The organism is Streptomyces sp. NPDC003393 (assembly GCF_053589015.1).
In genome coordinates this window covers 272,376-292,158 of sequence record NZ_JBSFRB010000003.1, presented here as the reverse complement: position 1 = coordinate 292,158, position 19,783 = coordinate 272,376, and the positions used below count along the sequence as shown (strand labels likewise).

Here is a 19,783-nt window from a genome sequence, read left to right as displayed (position 1 = left end):
CGGGCACAGCGCAGTCAGCATCTAATGAATTGCGAAATCTTGCAATTCGTTGAGTACGCAGAGGGTGCGAACGCCTCCCCGTCCGGGCCGGCGGGCGGTGGGGTGTCAGCTATGCGGTGATGTCGACCATCCACGGAATGCCGAACCGGTCCGTGCACATGCCGAACACATCGCCCCACATCTGCTTCTCCAGCGGCACGGCCACCGAGCCGTCGGCGGACAGCTTCTCCCAGTAGCCGCGCAGATCGGCCTCGTCGTCGCCGCTCAGGCTCACCGTGATGTTGGTGCCGGGGGTGCGCTCCATGCCGGGCGGGATGTCCGAGGCCATGAGCGTGAAGCCGCTGGGGGTCTCCAGCGTGGCGTGCATGATCCGGTCGGCGTCCGGGCCTCCCGGCTGGCCGACGTCGCCATAGGTGTTGAGGGTCAGGGTGCCGCCGAAGACGTCCTGGTAGAACTCCATCGCCTGGCGGGCGGCGCCGTCGAAACTGAGGTAGGGGTTGAGACGGGATGCCATGAGTGCCTCCTGAACGGGGCCGAGGGTCACTTCGGCACAGTAACGCGGGCCACTGACAACGGCCCGTCGACGCGGCGCGCGGTCTCACAGCCCGGTGGTGGGTACCGAGTTGACGGTGTGAGGACACCCCCGGCGATCCCTTCCGAGGGCGTCCCGGACCGGCACCGGGCGGCAGCCCGACGCGGACGGGGGAGGGACGATGGGAAGCGGCGAGGCCGACGAGGGAGAGGGCCGGTGACGGCGGTGACGACCACCCGGACGGCCGAGACGTGGGAGTACCAGGGCTACGACCCTGTCCAGGAGCGCCTGCGGGAGGCGCTGTGCACGCTGGGCAACGGGTGCTTCGCCACCCGCGGGGTCCTGCCGGAGTGCGACGCGGACGACGTGCACTACCCGGGAACCTATGTGGCCGGGTGCTACAACCGGCTCACCTCCGAGGTCGCGGGCCGACTGGTCGAGAACGAGGACATGGTCAACCTGCCCAACTGGCTGCCGCTGCGCTTCCGGCTCGCGGGCGGCGACTGGCTCACCCCGGACACGGCGACCGTCCTCGCCCACCGGCAGGTCCTGCACGTGGACGGCGGGCTTCTGGAGCGCCGTACCCGCTTCGGGCTCGGGGCGGGACGGACACTGACGGTGCGCCAGCTACGGATCGTGCACATGGTCGACCCGCACCTGGCCGCGCTGCGCACCGAGTTCACCACCGAGGGCTTCACCGCGGACCTCGAGGTCGAGGCCGCGATCGACGGGGGCGTCACCAACGCCGGGGTGGCCCGCTACCGGGACCTGGACGGCCGTCACCTCACCCATGTGCACACCGGCACGGCCGGGCCCGGCACGGTCTGGCTGCGCTGCCGCACCCGTACCTCCGACATCCGCATCGGCATGGCCACCCGGCTGACCGGCGCCGGAACGGTCGCCACCCGGCACGAGCACCCGTGCGCCGTCCAGCGGCTGCGCGTGCGGGTGGCACCCGGCGACACCGTCACCGTGGACAAGACGGCCGCACTCCACACCTCACGCGACCCGGCCATCAGCGACCCGCGGCACGCCGCGACCGAACGGGTGGCGTCGGCGCCCGGCTTCGACGACCTGCTGCGCAGCCACCGGGCGGCCTGGGACCAGCTGTGGCGTCTGAACGAGATCGACGTCCCCGGTGAGGCGGGCCGCATCCTGCGTCTGCACCTGTTCCACGTGCTCCAGACCCTCTCCCCGCACACCGCGGACCTGGACGTCGGCGTGCCCGCCCGCGGACTGCACGGCGAGGCCTACCGGGGGCACGTCTTCTGGGACGAGCTGTTCGTCCTGCCGTATCTCAACCTGCACCTGCCCGAGGTGTCCCGCGCCCTGCTGCAGTACCGGTACCGGCGCTTGGGCCAGGCCTGCGCGGCGGCGCGCGCGGCCGGCCGGCGCGGCGCGATGTACCCCTGGCAGAGCGGCAGCGACGGCCGGGAGGAGACCCAGCGACTGCACCTCAATCCGCACTCCGGGCGCTGGCTGCCGGACCACTCGCACCTCCAGCGGCACGTCGGCTCGGCGGTCGCCTACAACGTGTGGCGGTACTGCGAGGCGACCGGCGACGCCGATTTCCGTCACGGCCAGGGCGCCGAGATGCTCCTTCAGGTCGCCCGCTTCTGGGCCGACTCGGCCACCTGGGACCGAGGTCTCGAACGGCACCGCATCCTGGGCGTGATGGGCCCCGACGAGTACCACGACGCCTACCCGGGCGCCGACCGGCCAGGCCTCGACGACAACACCTACAACAACGTGACGGCCGCATGGGTGCTCGCCCGCGCCCTGGAAGTGCTGCGCAAGCTGCCGGAGCCGCGCCGGCGTGAACTCGTCGAGCGCCTCGGCCTCGACGACGCCGAACCGGACCGGTGGGAGGAGATCTCCCGCACGTTGCACGTTCCCTTCCACGACGGCGTCATCAGCCAGTTCGCGGGCTACGGCGACCTGGAGGAATTCGACTGGGAGGGCTACCGCAGGCGCTACGGCGACATCCGCCGCCTGGACCGGATCCTGGAGGCCGAGGACGACACGGTGAACCGCTACAAGGCGTCCAAGCAGGCCGATGTCCTCATGCTCGGCTACCTCTTCGCGCCCGGCGAGCTGATCGGCCTGTTCGGACGGCTGGGCCACCGCCTGGACGAGGAACTCTGGCAGCGCACCGTCGATTACTACCTGGAGCGGACCAGCCACGGCTCCACCCTCAGCGGACTGGTGCACGGCTGGGTGCTGGCCCGCTGCCGGCGCTCCGAGGCATGGACCTACGTCCAGGAGGCCCTGTGCAGCGACGTCGCCGACCTCCAGGGCGGCACCACCGGCGAGGGCATCCACCTCGGCGCCATGGCGGGCACCCTCGACCTGGTCCAGCGCGGACTGCCCGGCCTGGAAACCCGCGACGGCGTGCTCCGGCTCGATCCCGCCCCGCTGCCCGAGCTGTCCTCCTACGGCTTCTCCGTCCGCTACCAGGGCCACTGGGGCGTCCGGTTGCGGCTGGAGCACCGCCGGTCGGAGATCGCCGTGCCCCTCTCCGACCGCTCACCGATCGAGGTCCGGGTGGCCGACCGGGCCGTCCGGGTCCGTCCGGGCGAGACGTGCCACGTGGTACTGCCCGAGTGATGCGGCGGACGGCGCGAGATGCCGGTAGCCGCCCGTGATGCCGGTACCTGCCTGTGATGCGCGTACTGCCGGGACGCCGGTTCTTGCCCCGCCGCCGGGGCCCCAGTACCGCCGCCGCGGCCCGCGATCGCTTCGCTGCGACCAGCCACCGCGTCCACGCCCGGCGATCGCCGTCACCGGCCGCGTGCTCCCGCGCGCAGGCCGTCCATGACGAGGTCCAGGAGGCGGGCGGCGCGCGTCTGCCAGTCGCCGTGCGGATCGAGCTGCCAGAGTCCGGCGATGGCGAGGACGAAGTCGTCGGAGGTCACATCGGGACGGATCGTGCCGGCCTCCCTGTTGGCGCGCAGCAGGAGTTCGGTCGCCGCCGTCAGCGCGCTGTTGCCGGGCTTCGCCGGGCTGCCGGGTCCGCTCGTGGCCTGCCGGATCGCGTCGGCGAGACCCGCCTTGGTCATGGCGAACCGGGCCAGGTGGTCCATCCACTCGCGCAGCGCCCGGTCGGGCTCGCGGCACCGCAGCAGATCGGCCGCGCTGTCGGCGACCTGCTGCATCTCGTGGCGGTAGATCTCCAGGACGAGTGCCTCGCGGTTGGGGAAGTTCCGGTAGAACGTGCCCTGCCCGACTCCGGCCTTGCGGGCGATCACACTCAGCGGGGTGTCCGCGCAGCGGGTCAGTTCGGCCACCGCCACTTCCAGGATGGTCTCGCGGTTGCGTTGCGCGTCCGAGCGCAGCGGCGCGTCCTTCTTGGGCCGCACTCGTCCTCCTTATGGGTACGTCGCCGAACCCGGTCTTGCTAAGCGGACAGCTGTCCGGTAAGTTCCTGGATAACGGACAGCTGTCCGCTTAGGTCCACCATAGGTGCGGGACGCGTGTTTCCGCCATGCACGGCACTTCCTCTTCCTGTTCTCCTCCCGTCCCAAGGCACTGCCGGCTCCTCGACTCGCCGTTCTCCGCCCATTTCTGATTCGTCCGTCCGTCTGCCAGGCCGTCCCTCGACGCGCTTCCGGATACGCGAAAGAAGCTGATCATGGACCCAGCCTCCCCGGCCCTCCCGACGTACAGTGCCATCACCTTGAACATCAACGGCGAGAAGCACGCCCTGACCGCCGACCACCGCACCACCCTGCTCGACGCCCTGCGCGAGCGTCTGGACCTGTCCGGCACCAAGAAGGGCTGCGACCAGGGGCAGTGCGGAGCCTGCACGGTCCTGGTCGACGGCCGCCGGACCGTCGCCTGTCTCCAGCTCGCGGTGGCGGCCGAGGGGCGCGAGATCACCACCATCGAGGGCGTGGCCGAGGGCGACACGCTCCATCCGGTGCAGCAGGCCTTTCTCGACCTCGACGGCTTCCAGTGCGGTTACTGCACACCGGGACAGATCTGTTCGGCCATCGCGATGATCGAGGAGCACGCGGCGGGCTGGCCGAGCGCCGCCACCGACGACGTACGGCCCGAGGCGGGACCACCCGCGCTGACCGCCGACGAGATCCGCGAGCGGATGAGCGGCAACCTGTGCCGCTGCGGCGCATACGTGTCGATCGTGCGCGCCGTCGCCCGGGCCGCCGAGACGGCCGCGGGTGCCCAGGACGCGCGAGCCGTGCGGGCGGGCGAGTCCGCGCCGGCCGTCGAGGGCGAGGACAAGGAGGCCGCAGCATGAAGGAGTTCGGCTATCAGAGGGCTCACGACGTGGCCGGCGCCGTGGCGCTGCTGGGCGCCGACCCCGGGGCCCGCTTCCTCGGCGGCGGCACCAACCTCGTCGACCTGATGAAGACCGGCGTCGAGCGCCCCGCCCGCCTCGTGGACGTCCGCGAACTGCCGCTCGACGAGATCGAACCCACCGAGGACGGCGGACTGCGCATCGGCGCGACCGTCACCAACAGCGACCTCGCCGCCCACCCCGAGGTCCGTCGCCGCTACCCGGCGCTGGCGCAGGCCGTCCTGGCCGGCGCCTCCGGACAACTGCGCAACATGGCCACCGTGGGCGGCAATCTGCTCCAGCGCACCCGCTGCGGCTACTTCACCGACGTGACCCAGCCGTGCAACAAGCGCACCCCCGGCAGCGGGTGTCCCGCGATCGAGGGCGAGCACCACAACCACGCCGTCCTGGGTGCCTCCGCCCACTGCGTGGCCGTCCACCCCTCCGACATGGGCGTGGCGCTGACCGCCCTCGACGCCGTCGTCACCTACGAGACGGCCGACGGGCCGGGCGAACTGCCGCTCGACGACTTCTACCTGCCCATGGGCGACTCCCCGCACCGCGAGACGGCCCTGCCGCCGGGCGCGCTGATCACCGGCGTCATCCTGCCGCCCGCGCCGGTCGCCGCACACTCCCGCTACCGCAAGGTCCGCGAGCGAGCCTCCTACGCCTTCGCGATCGGCTCGGTCGCCGCCGCACTGGACGTGCGGGACGGCGCCGTGCGCGATGTCCGTCTGGCGTTCGGCGCGGTGGCCTCCCGGCCCTGGCGGGCGCGGACGGCCGAGCAGGTGCTGGCCGGGGCACCGGCCGACGCCGAGACCTTCGCCGCCGCCGCTGACGCCGAACTGGCGGCGGCCGACCCGCTGCCCCACAACGCCTACAAGGTGACCTTGATCCGCAACCTCGTGGTGGCCGTGCTCACCGAACTCACCGAGGAGGCCACCCGATGACCACCGCCACGACCGGGACCCGTACGCCCACCAGGGGCGTCACCGGAACCTCGCACACCCGTGTCGAGGGCCGCGACAAGGTCACCGGAGCCGCCCGGTACGCGGGTGAGATCCCCTTCGCCGACCTCGCCCACGGCTGGCTGGTGCTGTCCACCATCGCCCGCGGCCGGATCCGCTCCCTCGACACCGCCCCCGTCCTCGCCCAGCCGGGTGTACTCGCCGTACTGCACCACGGGAACGCCCCGCGCGTGGAGACCGACTACGTCGGCATGATGGGCGTCCCGGACCCCACCTGCGCCGTCTTCCAGCACGACCGGGTGCCGCACCTGGGCTGGCCGGTGGCACTGGTCGTCGCCGAGACGTCCGAACAGGCCCGTGAGGCCGCCGAGACGCTCGTCGTGCACTACGAACAGGAGCCGCACGACATCGACTTCGACGCCGCCCGCCCGGACGCCCACCCGGTGGACGGCTACATGCCGGCGGTGACGGAGAAGGGCGACGTGGACGCCGAACTCGCCGCGTCCCACGTCGTCGTCGACGAGCAGTACACCACCCCCGAAGAGCACCACGCCATGATGGAGCCGCACGCGGCGACCGCCCGGTGGGACGGCGGCCGGCTCGAACTGGCCGACTCCAACCAGGGCACCACCTGGGTCGTCGCTGAACTCGCCAAGATGTTCTCGCTGGACCCGGACTCCGTGCGGGTACGTTCCGAACACGTCGGCGGAGGCTTCGGCAGCAAAGGCGTTCGCGCCCATCAGGTGGCCGCCGTGATGGCCGCGACGGTCCTCCAGCGGCCCGTCCGGGTCGTCTTGACGCGCCGTCAGATGTTCTCCCTGACCGGCTACCGCAGCCCGACCGCGCAGCGCGTCCGGCTGGGCACGGACGCCGACGGACGGCTGCGGGCGCTGGAGCACCGCTCCGTGAACCTCACGTCGACCGTGCACGAGTTCGTCGAGCCCGCGGCCGGTCCGGCCCGGGTGATGTACGACGCCGACGCCCACCACACCGCCAACCGCGTCGTACGGCTGAACGTGCCCACCCCGACCTACATGCGCGCCCCGGGCGAGGCGCCGGGCTCGTTCGCCCTGGAGTCCGCGCTGGACGAACTCGCCGAGAAGTGCGGACTCGACCCGGTCGAACTGCGGCTGCGCAACGAACCCGAGCGGGGTCCCGTCTCCGGACTGCCCTTCAGCAGCCGCAACCTGCCCGCCTGCTTCCGCGAGGGCGCCCGCAGGTTCGGCTGGGCGGACCGGGATCCGCGCCCCGGTCTGCGCCGTGAAGGGCGTTGGCTGCTCGGCACGGGTACGGCCGCCGCCTCCTTCGGCGCCGGAGCCGGGCCCTCCACGGCGGCCGCCACGGCCGAACCGGACGGCACGTTCACGGTGCGGATCGCCGCCGCCGACATCGGCACCGGAGCCCGCACCGCGCTCACCCTGATCGCGGCCGACGCGCTGGAGGTCGCACCTGACCGGATCAAGGTCCGGATCGGCGACAGCGACTTCGGACCGGCGATGATCGCCGGTGGGTCCATGGGCACCCGGTCCTGGGCCTGGGCCGTCATGACGGCGGCCGGCGAACTGCGGGAGCGGTTGGCACTGGGCGCCGACATCCCGCCGGAAGGCATCACCGTACGGTCCGACACCACCGCAGCGGTCGGAGCGCTCGCCCGGAGGGAACGGCACTCCTTCGGCGCCCAGTTCGCCGAGGTGGCGGTCGACGTCACCACCGGCGAGGTACGGGTGCGCCGCATGCTCGGCATCTTCGCGGCCGGCCGGATCGTCAACCCGCTCACCGCACGCAGTCAGCTCATCGGAGGCATGACCTGGGGCATCTCCATGGCCCTGCACGAGGAGGCGGTCCGCGACCGCGCCACCGGCGGCCTCTACGGCGCCGACCTCGCCGGCTACCACGTCGCCACGCACGCGGACGTCCCCTTCGTGGAGGCCGACTGGGTGGACGACCCGGACCCGGACGACCCGGTGGGGATCAAGGGCATCGGGGAGATCGGCGTCGTCGGCGCCGCCGCCGCGATCGCCAACGCGGTGTGGCACGCCACCGGCGTCCGCCACCGCGACCTGCCCATCCGTCCCGACCGCGTCCTGCAGGCCCTGGCGGGGGAACGGCATGCTTGACATCGCCGGCGAGCTGCACCGCTGGATCGAGGAGGATCGGGACTTCGCGGTCGCCACCGTGGTGGCCGTCGGCGGCAGCGCACCGCGCGGTCCCGGTGCCGCCCTCGCCGTGGACAGCAAGGGCTCCGCGATCGGCTCGGTGTCCGGCGGCTGTGTGGAGGGAGCGGTCTACGAGCTGTGCCGGCAGGCGCTCCAGGACGGCGAGAGCGTCCTCGAACGGTTCGGCTACAGCGACGAGGACGCCTTCGCCGTGGGACTGACCTGTGGCGGGGTCATCGACATCCTCGTCACCCCCGTCCGCGGGGACACACCGCTGCGGGCGGTGTTGCGGGCGGCGCTGGCGGCCGCCGTCCGCGACGAGCCGGTGGCCCTCGCCCGCGTCGTCCGGGGACCGGCCGGTCTCCTCGGCGCCACGATGCTGGCCGGGCCCGACGGCAGGTACGAGGGCGGCCTCGGCGGCCGTCCGGAACTGGACCGCACCGTGGCGGCCGAGGCCCACGCCCTGCTGGAGGCCGGCCGCACCGGCACCCGGGAACTGTCGGAGGACGGATCGCACTGCCCGGGCGGCCTGACCCTGCTCATCGAGTGCACCGTGGCCCCGCCGCGCATGATCGTGTTCGGGGCGGTCGACTTCGCCGCCGCACTCGTCACGGCGGGCAAGTTCCTCGGCTACCGGGTGACGGTGTGCGACGCCCGCCCCGTCTTCGCCACGCGGGCCCGCTTCCCCGAGGCCGACGACATCGTCGTCGACTGGCCCCACCGCTATCTGCGGGGCACCACGACCGACGCGCGCACGGTGCTGTGCGTGCTCACCCACGACGCCAAGTTCGACATACCCCTGCTGACCCAGGCCCTGCGGATGCCGGTGGCGTTCGTCGGCGCGATGGGCTCACGCCGCACCCACGCCGACCGTGAGCGGCGCCTGCGCGAAGCAGGCCTGGGCGAGCCGGAACTGAACCGGCTCAGATCCCCGATCGGCCTCGACCTCGGCGCCCGGACACCCGAGGAGACCGCCCTGTCGATCGTGGCGGAGATCGTGGCCATCCGGCGCGGCGGCACCGGCGTCCCGCTGACCGGCTCGCAGACACCGATCCACCGGGAGGAAGGGAAAGAGACCGAGCACCGCGACGACGGCACCCGCGCGGCCTGAACGCCGGCCGACCACCTGCACGCGGACGGGGCCGGCGGACCGGGCACCCGGACGCCGGCCGCCGAGGACGCCGGGCCCCGCCAGTGGCGGGTCACGTACGGGGCCGGGAAACGTCTCCAGGGCGGCGGCCGGCCCGGCGGTGTCGGTGCCGACCTTGCGGTACAGCCCTCCAGCCACTCATCGACGTCGGTCGGCAGCGCCGCCGCATCGGCGTACAGCGCGCTCGGCGCACACCGTGCGCGGACAGGGGCAGATGACCGCGTTCAGCCGGTGGTCCCCGGTGTCAGGCGCGCGAAGTGCCGTTCTGTTCGGCGTGCCGGGCCGCGCGTTCGGCGTTCCGTTCCTTCAGGCGGGCCGCCTCCTTGCGGACCTCGGCCTGAGTGGCCCGCTCCTTCTCCAGCCACTGCGGCCGGTCCTGCTTCAGGGCGTCGATCTGCTCCGTGGTGAGGGCCTCGGTGATTCCTCCGCGCGCGAGGCCCGCGATGGAGACGCCCAGCCGGGCCGCGACCACCGGGCGAGGGTGGGGGCCGTTGCGTCGCAACTCGCGCAGCCACTCGGGCGGCTCGGCCTGGAGCTCCTCGAGCTCTGCCCGCGAGACGACGCCCTCCTGGAAATCGGCGGGCGTGGCGGGCAGGTACACACCCAGCTTCTTCGCCGCGGTGGCGGGCTTCATGGTCTGGGTGGTGCGGTGCGACTTCATGGTGCCCAGCCTATCGACCGGTCGCGGGTGGTCCGACCACGCCGGGTAACCTTGGCGGGGTGACAGGCTCGGAAGCATCCCCCTCGTTCCGGCTCGCGTACGTTCCCGGGGCGACGCCCGCCAAGTGGGCGCGGATCTGGAGCGAGCGGTTGCCCGACGTCCCCCTCGAACTCGTCCAGGTCCCGGCCGCCGACGCGCCCGTAGTGCTGCGCGACGGTACGGCGGACGCGGGACTCGTACGGCTGCCCGTGGACCGGACCTTCTTCAGCGCCATCCCCCTCTACACGGAGACGACGGTGGTCGTCGTCCCCAAGGGCCACCTGGTGACGGCCGCGGACGAGGTGTCGGTCGTGGACCTCTCCGACGAGGTCGTCCTGCACCCCCTGGACGACGTCCTGGGCTGGGAGAGGCCACCGGGGGAGCCCGCCTTCGAGCGCCCCGCCACCACCGAGGACGCCGTCGAGCTGGTGGCCGCGGGCGTGGGTCTGCTCGTCGTCCCCCAGTCGCTGGCCCGCCTCCACCACCGCCGGGACCTCACCTACCGTCCGCTCGTCGACGCCCCGCAGTCCAGCGTCGCGCTGGCGTGGCCGGAGGCGAGGACCACCGACCTGGTCGACGACTTCATCGGGATCGTCCGGGGCCGGACGGTCAACAGCACCCGGGGGCGCGGCACCGTCCGGGCCGCCGGCGGGTCCCAGGACGACCGGACCGGGGCCGCGGACGGCCGCCGCAAGCCCGTGGCGGGCAAGCCGACGGGACGGGCCGGCAAGGCGGCCACTCCGAGAGCCGGCTCGGGCGGCTCCCAGGGATCACGCGGCGGCAGGGGCGCGAAGGGCGCGAAGAACACCAGGACCAGCAAGGACACCAAGGGCGGCAAGCGCGGCAGGCCGCGCCGCCCCTAGGTAGGTGCGGCCGCACCGGGACCAAAGGCCGACATCAACTGCCGGCCTGGACCTGGGTGCCGTCGGGCGCGCAGCGGCGCCCCGGCCGGGTCCCGACGGGGTCACCTCTTCGCCGCACGGCCGATCGACTCCACCAGCGGCAGCAACCGGTGGGGGACGCGCTCGCGCAGGGCCACCTCGGTGCGGGTGCGGACCACGCCCGGCAGGCTGATCAGCTTCTGGATCACGTCCTCCAGGTGGGCGTTGTCCCGCGCGACGACCCGGGTGAGCAGATCGCCACCGCCGGTGATCGAGAACGCCTCGACGATCTCCGGCACCGCGGCCAGCGCCTCACCGACGTCGTCCAGATGCCCCTGGGTGACCTCGATGTGCACGAAGGCGAGCACCGGATGGCCGAGTGCGGTGGGGGAGAGGACGGGCCCCGTGCCCGTGATCACGCCGTCGCGTTCGAGGCGGTCCAGGCGGGCCTGGAGCGTGCCGCGTGCGACACCGAGGACGCGGGCGTACTCGCGCACACTGGTGCGCGGTTGTTCGAGGAGCAGCCGCAGGATACGGGTGTCGAGTTCGTCCACGGCCATGGCGTCGCCCGTGCCCTCCTGCGTTCGTCGATCGACGCCGACTGTACCAATGGCTCAGTGCGGTGCGACCCACCCCGGCCGGGCGTCGTGGTCCATTGGCCCTTCAGCGGTATCGGATCTCAGCGTGCGGCTGGGCCAATGGTCCAGTGGCTCGGCCCTCGCTTGAGCCATGGGCGTGCGGATGGTGTTATGGACACGTCGATGGCGCTGCGGACCTCCGCGGCGCCTTTTTCATGCCGGTGGTCCGCACCGGCGTCCCATGCCGGTGTTTCCAGGTCTGCCAAGGGGGCGGTAAGCAGTGTTGAAGAGGGTGTTCGCGGCTCCGGACCCGGGACGGGCGCGGCTGCGGTTCGCGGCCCGTGCCGTCCTCGGCATCGGCCTGGCGGTCGTCGTCTGCGGATCGGCCGGGCACTCCCTCGCGGGTGCCGTCACCGGAGGGCTCGCCGCGCTGCTGGCACTGTTCACCGTCACCGATCCCACGGTCCGGGGCCAGGCGGTCACCACCGCGCTGCTGCCGGTCGTCGGCATCCCCGTTCTTGCCGCCGCGGCCGAACTGCACGACCACCCAGTGGTCCGGGACCTCGCCTTCATCGCCCTGGTCGGCGCGGGCGTGTACGCGCGTCGCTGGGGGCCGCGGGGCCACAGCCTGGGCGTGTTCGCGTTCATGACCTTCTTCGTGGCGCAGTTCCTGCACGCGGCCAGCGGGCAGCTGCCCGAGCTGTCCGCCGCCGTCGTCCTGTCCGTGCTCAGCGCGGCGGCGGTCCGCTTCGGGCTGTGGTGCTACGAACGCCGACTGCCCCCGGCCGTCACGCCCGCGCCGCCGGCCGGCAGCGCACTGGTCCGGGTGACCACCCGGCAGGCCGTCCAGGCCGCCTCCGGCGCCGCCTTCGCGCTCGTCGTGGGGCAGATGGTCTCCGGACAGCGCTGGTACTGGGCCGTGGGCGCCACCTGGTGGGTCTTCGTGAACACCGTCTCGCGCGGCGAGACCCTGGTGCGCGGCTTCCGGCGCGTCCTCGGCACGGTGCTCGGCCTGGGCCTCGGCGCCCTCCTCGTCGTCCCGCTGCACGGCGCCGTCCTGCCCACCGTCGCCCTCGTCGCCGTCAGCGTCTTCGGCACCTTCTACACGGCCGCCGTGTCCTACACCTGGATGATGCTCTGGGTCACACTGCTCGCCGAGTCGCTCTACGGCCTCCTCGGCGTCCTCACCCCCGGCCTGGTCGCGCTGCGGCTCGCGGAGACCGCCGTCGGCGCACTCGGCGCCGGGCTGGCCGTGCTGTTCGTGCTGCCGGTCACCACCCACTCCGTCACCGACGCCTGGATCCAGCGCGCTCTGCGCTGCGTCCACGCGTGCACCGCCGAGGCCGCCGCGCGACTCGCGGGCGTCGCGGACGCCGACCCCGCGCCCCGCGTGGCCGAACTGGAACAGCTGCTCGGCCGGGTACGGCTCTCCGTGGCGCCCCTGGTCCACCCGCTCAACCCGATGCTCGGCCGCAAGCGTCGCGCCCGCCAGGTGCTCGCGCTGCTCGACGACTGCGCCCGTGAGATCCGCGGTCTGGTCGCCGTGGCCGCCGATCCGGAGGCCTCGCACGACGCGCGCCTGGCCACCGCCTGCCGGCGAGTGGAGGCGGCCGTGGAGGCGCTCACCGGCGACACCGGACGCATCACCGCCACGCCCGCCGCGGACACCGCGCGCCCGAGCGTGGAGGCGGGTGCCCTCGCCCACCTCCACGGTTTGGAACGGGCCCTGACCGACCTGGCCGCCCCTCTGCGCGCGCCCTCGGGGTCCCTCTTGGTCGGGGCCTGAACACCGCGGCGCCCTGCCACGGGTAGCCCGAGAGCCGGCCCACCCGAGGCTCAGAAGGCTCTCCCGGCCCGCACCCCACTCACCCCCCCGACCACTCTGTCCTGACGTCGGACACCCGGAGAGTCTCCGTGCTTGGTCTAGACCGCAGTTGATCGACTGCTAACGTCAGCCCGAGACGGGTCGAGCGGGCGAGCGAGAGGGGACAACGGTGGCAGGCGAGCGCGGCGGGCGGCGGCGGGCGTTCATCGGGTCGTTCACGGCGGCGGGAGGACCCGGAGTGGTCACCGCGGCCGTGGCCCCCAGCGGCGGCGCGCTGACCTTGCTGAGCAACGTGGACGGCGTGCTGGACCCGTCGTACCTGGCCCTGTCGCCCGACGGCCGCACGCTGTACGCGGTCAGCGAGACCGCCGAGGGCGCGGTGGCCGCGTACCGGGTCAAAGAGGAGACCGTCGAACTCACCGGGGCCCCGGTGCGGGTCGGCGGGAGCGGACCGACCCACCTGAGTGTGTTCGACGGACACGTCCTCACCGCCAACTACGGCTCCGGCAGCGTCAGCGCCGTCCCCGTCCGCGCCGACGGCCGGCTCGCCCACGCGCCCTCCGACGTCCTGCGGCACACCGGGTCCGGCCCGCACGAACGCCGGCAGCGCGGTCCGCACGCCCACCAGGTGCAGCCCGACCCGAGCGGACGCTGGGCCGTCGGCGTCGACCTCGGCACGGACTCGGCGCGGGTGTACGCGCTGGCGGACGGCAAGCTCACCGTGCACCGCGAGATCGCGCTGCGGCCCGGCTCCGGACCCCGCCATCTGGCCTTCCACCCGGACGGCCGCCACGCGTACGTCGTCAACGAACTCACTCCCACTGTCACCGCCTGCCGCTGGGACGCCGCGAGCGGCTCCCTCAAGCCGCTGGCCGAGACGCCGGTCATGTCGCACGCCCCGGCCGGTGACGCCTACCCGTCGGGTGTCGTGGCCGCCCCCGGCGGCCGGTTCGTGTGGACCGCCACCCGCGGCGAGGACGTGCTGTCCGTGTTCGCCGTCGAGGCGGACGGGGAGCGGCTGGAGCTGGTGGCGACGGTGCCGTGCGGCGGTCACTGGCCCCGGGCGCTCGCCCTGTACGCCGGTTTCCTCTACGTCGCCAACGAGCGCTCCGGCGATGTGACCTGGTTCGCGGTGGACCCGGACACGGGGGTCCCGGAGCGCACCGGTGCGGTGCCGGTGGCCGCGGCTTCCTGCGTGGTCTTCGGCTGAGGCCCCCGGCCCGGTCCCGTACTGCCGCCCACACCATGTCGAAGGGCCCGCCCCGGCTGTCCGGAGCGGGCCCTTCGACGTGGTCGTACGGGTCGTACGGGTCGCGCGGCCGTGTGCGGGCCGTTCGGATCATGTGATGGTTCGTAATGCCGTCGGATGCCCGCGACGTGCGGGTCAGCGGACCGGCGCGCCCTGTGACTGCGGCGGGGCGATGCCCAGCGCGGTCGTGTACTTGGCCAGGGCGAGCTTGCCGATGGCCGGGTAGGGACCGAGCGCCTCGGCGGCCGGGCAGTCGACCTCCTTGGCGGCCGCCTCGAGCAGCTCCGCGTCGATCTCCGGGCCGATCAGGTACGGCGCCAGGGCCAGCTGCTGGGACCCGGCGGAACGCAGCTGTTCGGCGACGGCCGTGATCGAGCCCTCCTGGTCGAGGGCGGCCGCCATCACCGGCACCGCGAGGCGGGCGGCCAGCAGCATGCCGGTGATCCCGGCGGCCTGGACGGCCTCCTCGCCGCCGACCGACGCGAGGATGATGCCGTCGGCGGCGGTCGCCACGGTGAACAGGCGGGCGCGGTCGGCGCGGGCCAGGCCGGCCTCCGACAGGCGCACGTGCAGCGCCTCGGCGAGCAGCGGGTGCGGGCCGAGCACATCGGTCAGCTCGGCGGCGACCCGGCTGTCCATCACGGCCTGCCGGATCTGGCGCAGCAGCGCGCTGTCCGGGCCGGCCAGCAGCGGCACCACGACCCCGACCGGGCCGTCGGGCTCCTTGGCCTCGACGCCGGCGGCGAGCGCCTGCTCGTAGCGGGCGGTCCGCTGGTCGGCCGCGTGCGCGAGCACGGACCGCAGGGTCGGGAACTCCTCGTCGTCCCCGTCGACGTACCCGATCAGGGCGTCGAGGCCGGGCAGCTCGGAGCGGGCGATGCTCACGACCTCCTCGGCAAGGCTGCGCGTGGCGGCGCCTGGCTTGCCCGGCACCGCGAGGACGAGCGCGGGCGCGCCCTCGGGAGCCGCCAACGGTTCGGGTCGGCGGTGCCGGCCGGGCTGGCGGGGGCGCGGCATTCGTACTGGCAGGCCGGACGCGGGCCCAGTGGGGGAGCTCATGGCGCCGCATGTTACTGGCTTTCCGGGTCCTGCTGTTCGGGGAGGGTGCAGGTGAGCGGTATCCGTCCGCTTTTGTCGGATGAGTCACGCGGTGATGCGAACCGGTGGATGTGCGCAAGGGGGCGGATACGGCAACTCGACCGGGACATGGGGTCACTTGTCCGACTTACGATGGATGCATGCGGACACTGCGGACGAGAGCGGATCAATCCCGGTGTGCTGGTTGGCAGTTGGCGCATAGAGCAGTTCCTCGGCACCGGCGGCGGCCGACTCGGCCGTGTTGCCGCGCCGTCGTCGGACGACGTCCCTGTCCGTCGACGCGAGTTGCTCCACCGGGTGTCCGGGATCCGTCGGCCGGCCACCGGTGCACCGGTTCCTTCGAAGCTCACTGAACGAGCGGCTCGGCCACGGGCGCACCGACGGCCACCCGCGTTCCCCAACCGCCCGAGTCCGTGACGGCCCGGACGGCAGCCGTGACGGCCGCCGTCCGGGCCGTCACGGCAGGCGCCAGTCCACGGGCTGCGCCCCCTGCCGGACCAGCAGGTCGTTGGCCCGGCTGAACGGGCGCGAGCCGAAGAAACCGCGGTCGGCCGACATGGGTGAGGGATGGGCCGACTCCACCGAGGGCAGATCGCCGAGCAGCGGACGGAGATTGCGGGCGTCACGGCCCCACAGGATCGAAACCAGCGGCTTGCCGCGTGCCGCCAGCGCCCGTATCGCCTGCTCGGTGACCTCCTCCCAGCCCTTGCCGCGGTGGGCGCCCGGCTTGCGCGGGGCAGTGGTGAGCGCCCTGTTGAGCAGCAGCACGCCCTGGCGGGTCCAGGGCGTCAGGTCGCCGTTCGACGGCTGGGGCAGCCCCAGGTCGCTGTTCAGCTCCCGGTAGATGTTGACGAGGCTGCCGGGCAGCGGACGCACCTCGGGTGCCACCGAGAAGGAGAGGCCGACGGCGTGCCCCGGGGTCGGGTACGGGTCCTGACCTACGATCAGGACCCGTACGTCGTCGAAGGGTTGCTGGAAGGCGCGCAGAACGTTCGCGCCGGCCGGGAGGTAGGTGCGTCCAGCGGCGATCTCCGCGCGCAGGAAGTCGCCCATCCCGGCGATCCGCCCGGCAACGGGTTCCAGGGCTTTCGCCCAGCCTGCTTCGACGATTTCATGCAACGGTCGTGGTGCCACGGGCGTCACCCTACTGCCGGGCACCGGCCGTTGATCAAGCTGTGGCCGAAACCCGGACCCGGCCGTCACGGGGGGACGGCCGGGCGCCGCGCCCGGACCGGCGGGTGGCGCCGTGCTCAGCCGATCACCGCCGCTCGTACGCAGAGCACGTCCGGCAGATGCGCGGCCAGTTGCTGCCAGCTGTCGCCGTCGTCCGCCGAGGCGTACACCTCGCCGTTGCGGTTGCCGAAGTAGACGCCGGCCGGGTCGGCGTCGTCGGTGCACAGCGCGTCGCGCAGCACCGTGCCGTAGTGGTCCCCCTGCGGCAGGCCCGCCGTGAGCGGCTCCCAGCTCTTGCCCGCGTCGGCCGTGCGGAACACGCGGCACCGGCGGTCGGCGGGCACCCGGTCCGCGTCCGCGTTGATCGGGAAGACGTACGCCGTGTCGCCGCGGTGCGGATGCGTGGCCGCCGCGAAGCCGAACGTCGACGGCAGGCCCGCACCGATGTCCGACCAGTGCGCACCCCCGTCGTCGCTGCGGTAGACACCCCAGTGGTTCTGGAGGTAGAGCCGGTCGGGGTTGGCCGAGTCCCGCGCCACCTTGTGGACGCACTGGCCGAACTCCGGGTCCGGATCGGGCAGGAACACCGCGGCCACCCCGGAGTTGGAGGGCGCCCAGCTCGCGCCGCCGTCGGCCGTACGGAACACCCCGGCGGTGGACACGGCGACCGTGATGGCCCTCGGATCGCGCCGGTCCGTCAGCACGGTGTGCAGGCCCTCACCGCCGCCGCCCGGCACCCACTTGGACCGCGTCGGGTGCTCCCACAACGGGCGGACCAGTTCGAAGCTCTCGCCGCGGTCCTCGGAGCGGTAGAGCGCGGCCGGCTCCGTGCCCGCGTACACCACGTCCGGCTCGGCGGCCGCCGGGTGCAGCTGCCACACCCGTTCCAGCGAAGCGCCCGTCTCCTGGGGGAACTTCACGGCCGGCCGGGCCGGCTCCGTCCACGTACGGCCCAGGTCGTCGGAGTGGAACACGGACGGACCCCAGTGCGCGCTGTCGCCGCCGGCCAGCAGCCGCGGAACGGTGCCGCGGGTGTCGATGGCCACCGAGTACACGGCCTGCGCGTTGAAGTAGGGGCTGTCGTCGAACTCCCAGGCGCCGTCCCGCCGTCGTCCGAGGAACAAGCCTTTTCGGGTACCCACGGCGAGCAGTACCTCGGTCATGCCGATCACCTCCGAGAGGTCTTCGTCCGGACATGCTTGTCGCGGACACCGGTCAGTGTGCACCCCACCACTGACAGTCACCCTCGTGAGGACGTCGCCGCAGGTCGGACCGGCATGGCCGGCGTGCCCGCGAGCCGGGCGGCGGGGGAGCGGCGGTTCCGCGCCACCGCCGCACTCTTGGGAAGGCCGGGGACGGGGAACCCGGGGTGAGCGTCGAGGAGCCGGCTGCCGTAAGGAAGGACGGTGGGGCAGGTCCGTGTGATCCGTGCGCTGGTGAGGAGGATGCCGTCGATGGCGTTCCGGGGTCCCGAGGTGTGGCTGTGGCGATGGCGCCGCAATCCGCTCAAACGCCGTTCCGACACGGTCGAGGCCTGGGTCGTGCTCGGGGCGTGGCTGCTCACTGTGATCGCCGGGGTGCTCACCGGGTGGGCAGCCGCCGGCGGGGTGGAGGGCGTCATGGCCCGTGAACGCCTCGAGTGGCGGCCCACGGCGGCGCTGGTGACCGAGCAGGCGCCACGCGCGCGGTCCGGGGACACGGAGCCGGCGGGCGGCGGAAGCGGCCGCGGGGTCGCACAGGAGACCGACACGCTCAGGATGTGGGCGAAGGTGCGCTGGAGCGCGTCCGACGGTTCCGCACACACCGGCCAGGCACGGGTGCCGTCCGGCAGCGCGCCCGGCACCCGCGTCACCGTGTGGACCGACCCCGACGGCCGGCTGGTCACCAGGCCCGCCACGGCCACCCAGGCCCACACACGCGCCGTGTTGATCGGCGGGCTGGCAGGCCTGAGCGCCGCCGCCGTCCCCCTGGCCGGCAGCCGCGTCCTGCGCGGCCGCCTGGAACGCCGCCGCCTGGACCGGTGGGAGACCGAGTGGGCCCGCTTCGACCCGCTGTGGGGCCGCAAGACCTGGTGAGCCCGTGGAATCCGGCAAACCGCGTACGCCGGTGCCGAGCCGTGGCTCCACCACCCGGACCGCCGTCACCACCGCGGCGTCCCCGGGTGCCTCCGCCGCGGTGGACGCCGGGCTCGGAGGCAGGGGGCCGGGTGGCGCGGGCGCAGCCCCTGGCGTTCCCTGAGAAATGGCGGGATGACCAGCACTGCCGAGGGCACCCGGCCACGGAAAGGGATCTCACCCCCAGGCGAGGAGAGTCATGGCTGAGCAGAAGTCGTCGTCGATCCTTACGGCGCCCCTGCACGGCGCTGCCTCGGTGCTGCGGCGGGTACCCGGCGCAGGACTTGTGGGCAGGGCGGCCCAGGGAACGCTCGAGAAGGTCGGCGCCGTGTCGCCGAGGGGCCGGCGTATCGCGGTCTACACGGGGGCCGGGGTGCTCGGCGTCGCCGGGGTGGTGGAGTGGCCGGTCGCCCTCACGGGCGCGGCGGTGGCTTGGCTGACGCAGCCGAGGCCCGATCACCCCGAGGGAGCCGGACAGCCGTCGCGGGTCCAGGTCACCGCACCGGACGGCGGCCCGGAGACCGGAGAGGCCACGCCGGTCAGCGAGCCGGCCGCCCGCAACGTCGCGCGACCGATCGGCACCACGGCCGCCGCCCGGCAGGCCGCGCGCAAACGCGCCACCGCCCCCCGCGAAGGCGCCGACGAGCTTGGCACCGCGGCCCTCGGGTCCGCCGGCACCCGGACCCGGTCCACACCGTCCGCCGGACGGACCTCCGCGGCGAAGTCGGCGGCGAAGTCCGCGACGGGCAAGTCGGCAACGGCCAAGTCGGCGACGGGCAGGCCGACGACCGCCAGGGCCGCCACCGCGAAGGCGCCGACGGGCGGGACCGCCACGAGCAAGGCGTCCACGCGCAAGGCCGCCACGGCGAAGGCGGCCGCCGGCAAGGCCGCCACCCCCACATCCGCCACGCCCAAGACCGCTGGCAAGGCCGCCACCCGCAAGACCGCCGCAGGCAAGACCGTCGCCGCCAAGGCCGCGGCGGCGAAGGCGGCGGCCGGCAGGTCCGCCGCCGGGACGCTCGGCCCGACGGCGCGGCGCGCCCGCACCACCCGCTGAGGAAC

17 protein-coding genes are annotated in these 19,783 nt (G+C 73.5%); 10 read left to right on the top strand and 7 right to left on the bottom strand.

What is annotated here, in order from left to right; translation table 11 throughout:
• Positions 1-109 precede the first annotated feature (109 nt).
• Positions 110-514: a VOC family protein gene (locus ACWDUZ_RS05275; protein WP_451630433.1), complete on the bottom strand. Its 405-nt coding sequence runs from the start codon at positions 512-514 to the stop codon at positions 110-112.
• Between the two features lie 234 nt (positions 515-748).
• On the opposite strand from ACWDUZ_RS05275, the gene ACWDUZ_RS05270 reads away from it, so the two are divergent.
• On the top strand, positions 749-3,139 hold the full coding sequence (locus tag ACWDUZ_RS05270; RefSeq protein ID WP_451630432.1) for a glycoside hydrolase family 65 protein: 2,391 nt from the start codon (positions 749-751) through the stop codon (positions 3,137-3,139).
• A 173-nt stretch (positions 3,140-3,312) separates the two neighbouring features.
• Here ACWDUZ_RS05270 and ACWDUZ_RS05265 read toward each other — a convergent pair whose 3' ends face one another.
• Positions 3,313-3,891: a TetR/AcrR family transcriptional regulator gene (locus ACWDUZ_RS05265; RefSeq protein ID WP_451630431.1), complete on the bottom strand. Its 579-nt coding sequence runs from the start codon at positions 3,889-3,891 to the stop codon at positions 3,313-3,315.
• Between the two features lie 272 nt (positions 3,892-4,163).
• Between ACWDUZ_RS05265 and ACWDUZ_RS05260 the strand changes: the two genes are divergently transcribed.
• From ACWDUZ_RS05260 to ACWDUZ_RS05245, 4 genes are read left to right on the top strand one after another with little or no spacing between them, the layout of a single operon-like run.
• A complete protein-coding gene (locus tag ACWDUZ_RS05260; RefSeq protein WP_451630430.1) occupies positions 4,164-4,790 on the top strand; it encodes a 2Fe-2S iron-sulfur cluster-binding protein in 627 nt (208 codons plus the stop codon).
• Positions 4,787-5,779 carry an FAD binding domain-containing protein gene (locus ACWDUZ_RS05255; protein ID WP_451630429.1) on the top strand — a complete coding sequence of 331 codons (993 nt, stop codon included), beginning with the start codon at positions 4,787-4,789 and terminating at the stop codon, positions 5,777-5,779. Before ACWDUZ_RS05260 ends, ACWDUZ_RS05255 begins: the two co-directional genes overlap by 4 nt.
• Positions 5,776-7,914, top strand: a complete 2,139-nt coding sequence (locus tag ACWDUZ_RS05250) for a xanthine dehydrogenase family protein molybdopterin-binding subunit (protein ID WP_451630428.1) — start codon at positions 5,776-5,778, stop codon at positions 7,912-7,914. Before ACWDUZ_RS05255 ends, ACWDUZ_RS05250 begins: the two co-directional genes overlap by 4 nt.
• A complete protein-coding gene (locus ACWDUZ_RS05245; protein ID WP_451630427.1) occupies positions 7,907-9,064 on the top strand; it encodes an XdhC family protein in 1,158 nt (385 codons plus the stop codon). Before ACWDUZ_RS05250 ends, ACWDUZ_RS05245 begins: the two co-directional genes overlap by 8 nt.
• Positions 9,065-9,347: 283 nt before the next feature.
• Here the strand turns inward: ACWDUZ_RS05245 and ACWDUZ_RS05240 are convergent, their stop codons facing one another.
• Positions 9,348-9,764 (bottom strand): DUF5997 family protein, encoded by a 417-nt coding sequence (locus tag ACWDUZ_RS05240; protein ID WP_451630426.1) that lies wholly within the window; start codon positions 9,762-9,764, stop codon positions 9,348-9,350.
• A gap of 59 nt (positions 9,765-9,823) precedes the next feature.
• Here ACWDUZ_RS05240 and ACWDUZ_RS05235 point away from each other — a divergent pair, with 59 nt between their 5' ends.
• On the top strand, positions 9,824-10,666 hold the full coding sequence (locus ACWDUZ_RS05235; RefSeq protein ID WP_451630425.1) for a LysR family substrate-binding domain-containing protein: 843 nt from the start codon (positions 9,824-9,826) through the stop codon (positions 10,664-10,666).
• 101 nt (positions 10,667-10,767) lie between these two features.
• Here ACWDUZ_RS05235 and ACWDUZ_RS05230 read toward each other — a convergent pair whose 3' ends face one another.
• Entirely contained in the window at positions 10,768-11,244 is a 477-nt protein-coding gene (locus ACWDUZ_RS05230; RefSeq protein ID WP_451630424.1) for an Lrp/AsnC family transcriptional regulator, read from the bottom strand.
• Positions 11,245-11,542: 298 nt separating this feature from the next.
• On the opposite strand from ACWDUZ_RS05230, the gene ACWDUZ_RS05225 reads away from it, so the two are divergent.
• Together ACWDUZ_RS05225 and ACWDUZ_RS05220 are read left to right on the top strand one after the other, a co-directional pair.
• Positions 11,543-13,048 carry an FUSC family protein gene (locus tag ACWDUZ_RS05225; protein ID WP_451630423.1) on the top strand — a complete coding sequence of 502 codons (1,506 nt, stop codon included), beginning with the start codon at positions 11,543-11,545 and terminating at the stop codon, positions 13,046-13,048.
• 208 nt (positions 13,049-13,256) lie between these two features.
• A complete protein-coding gene (locus ACWDUZ_RS05220; protein ID WP_451630422.1) occupies positions 13,257-14,297 on the top strand; it encodes a lactonase family protein in 1,041 nt (346 codons plus the stop codon).
• Between the two features lie 174 nt (positions 14,298-14,471).
• Here the strand turns inward: ACWDUZ_RS05220 and ACWDUZ_RS05215 are convergent, their stop codons facing one another.
• The 3 genes from ACWDUZ_RS05215 to ACWDUZ_RS05205 form a co-directional block, all read right to left on the bottom strand.
• The gene (locus ACWDUZ_RS05215; protein ID WP_451630421.1) at positions 14,472-15,395 is read right to left on the bottom strand and encodes a sirohydrochlorin chelatase; all 924 of its coding nucleotides are present in this window, start codon (positions 15,393-15,395) and stop codon (positions 14,472-14,474) included.
• Positions 15,396-15,890: 495 nt separating this feature from the next.
• On the bottom strand, positions 15,891-16,568 hold the full coding sequence (locus ACWDUZ_RS05210) for a uracil-DNA glycosylase (protein ID WP_451630420.1): 678 nt from the start codon (positions 16,566-16,568) through the stop codon (positions 15,891-15,893).
• 116 nt (positions 16,569-16,684) lie between these two features.
• Complete coding sequence (locus ACWDUZ_RS05205) at positions 16,685-17,770, bottom strand: WD40/YVTN/BNR-like repeat-containing protein (protein WP_451630419.1); 1,086 nt, start codon at positions 17,768-17,770, stop codon at positions 16,685-16,687.
• Positions 17,771-18,061: 291 nt separating this feature from the next.
• Between ACWDUZ_RS05205 and ACWDUZ_RS05200 the strand changes: the two genes are divergently transcribed.
• Positions 18,062-18,682, top strand: coding sequence for an Rv1733c family protein (locus ACWDUZ_RS05200; protein WP_451630479.1), 621 nt, complete (start codon positions 18,062-18,064; stop codon positions 18,680-18,682).
• 238 nt (positions 18,683-18,920) lie between these two features.
• Positions 18,921-19,778 (top strand): hypothetical protein, encoded by an 858-nt coding sequence (locus ACWDUZ_RS05195; protein WP_451630418.1) that lies wholly within the window; start codon positions 18,921-18,923, stop codon positions 19,776-19,778.
• The last annotated feature ends 5 nt before the right edge of the window (positions 19,779-19,783 follow it).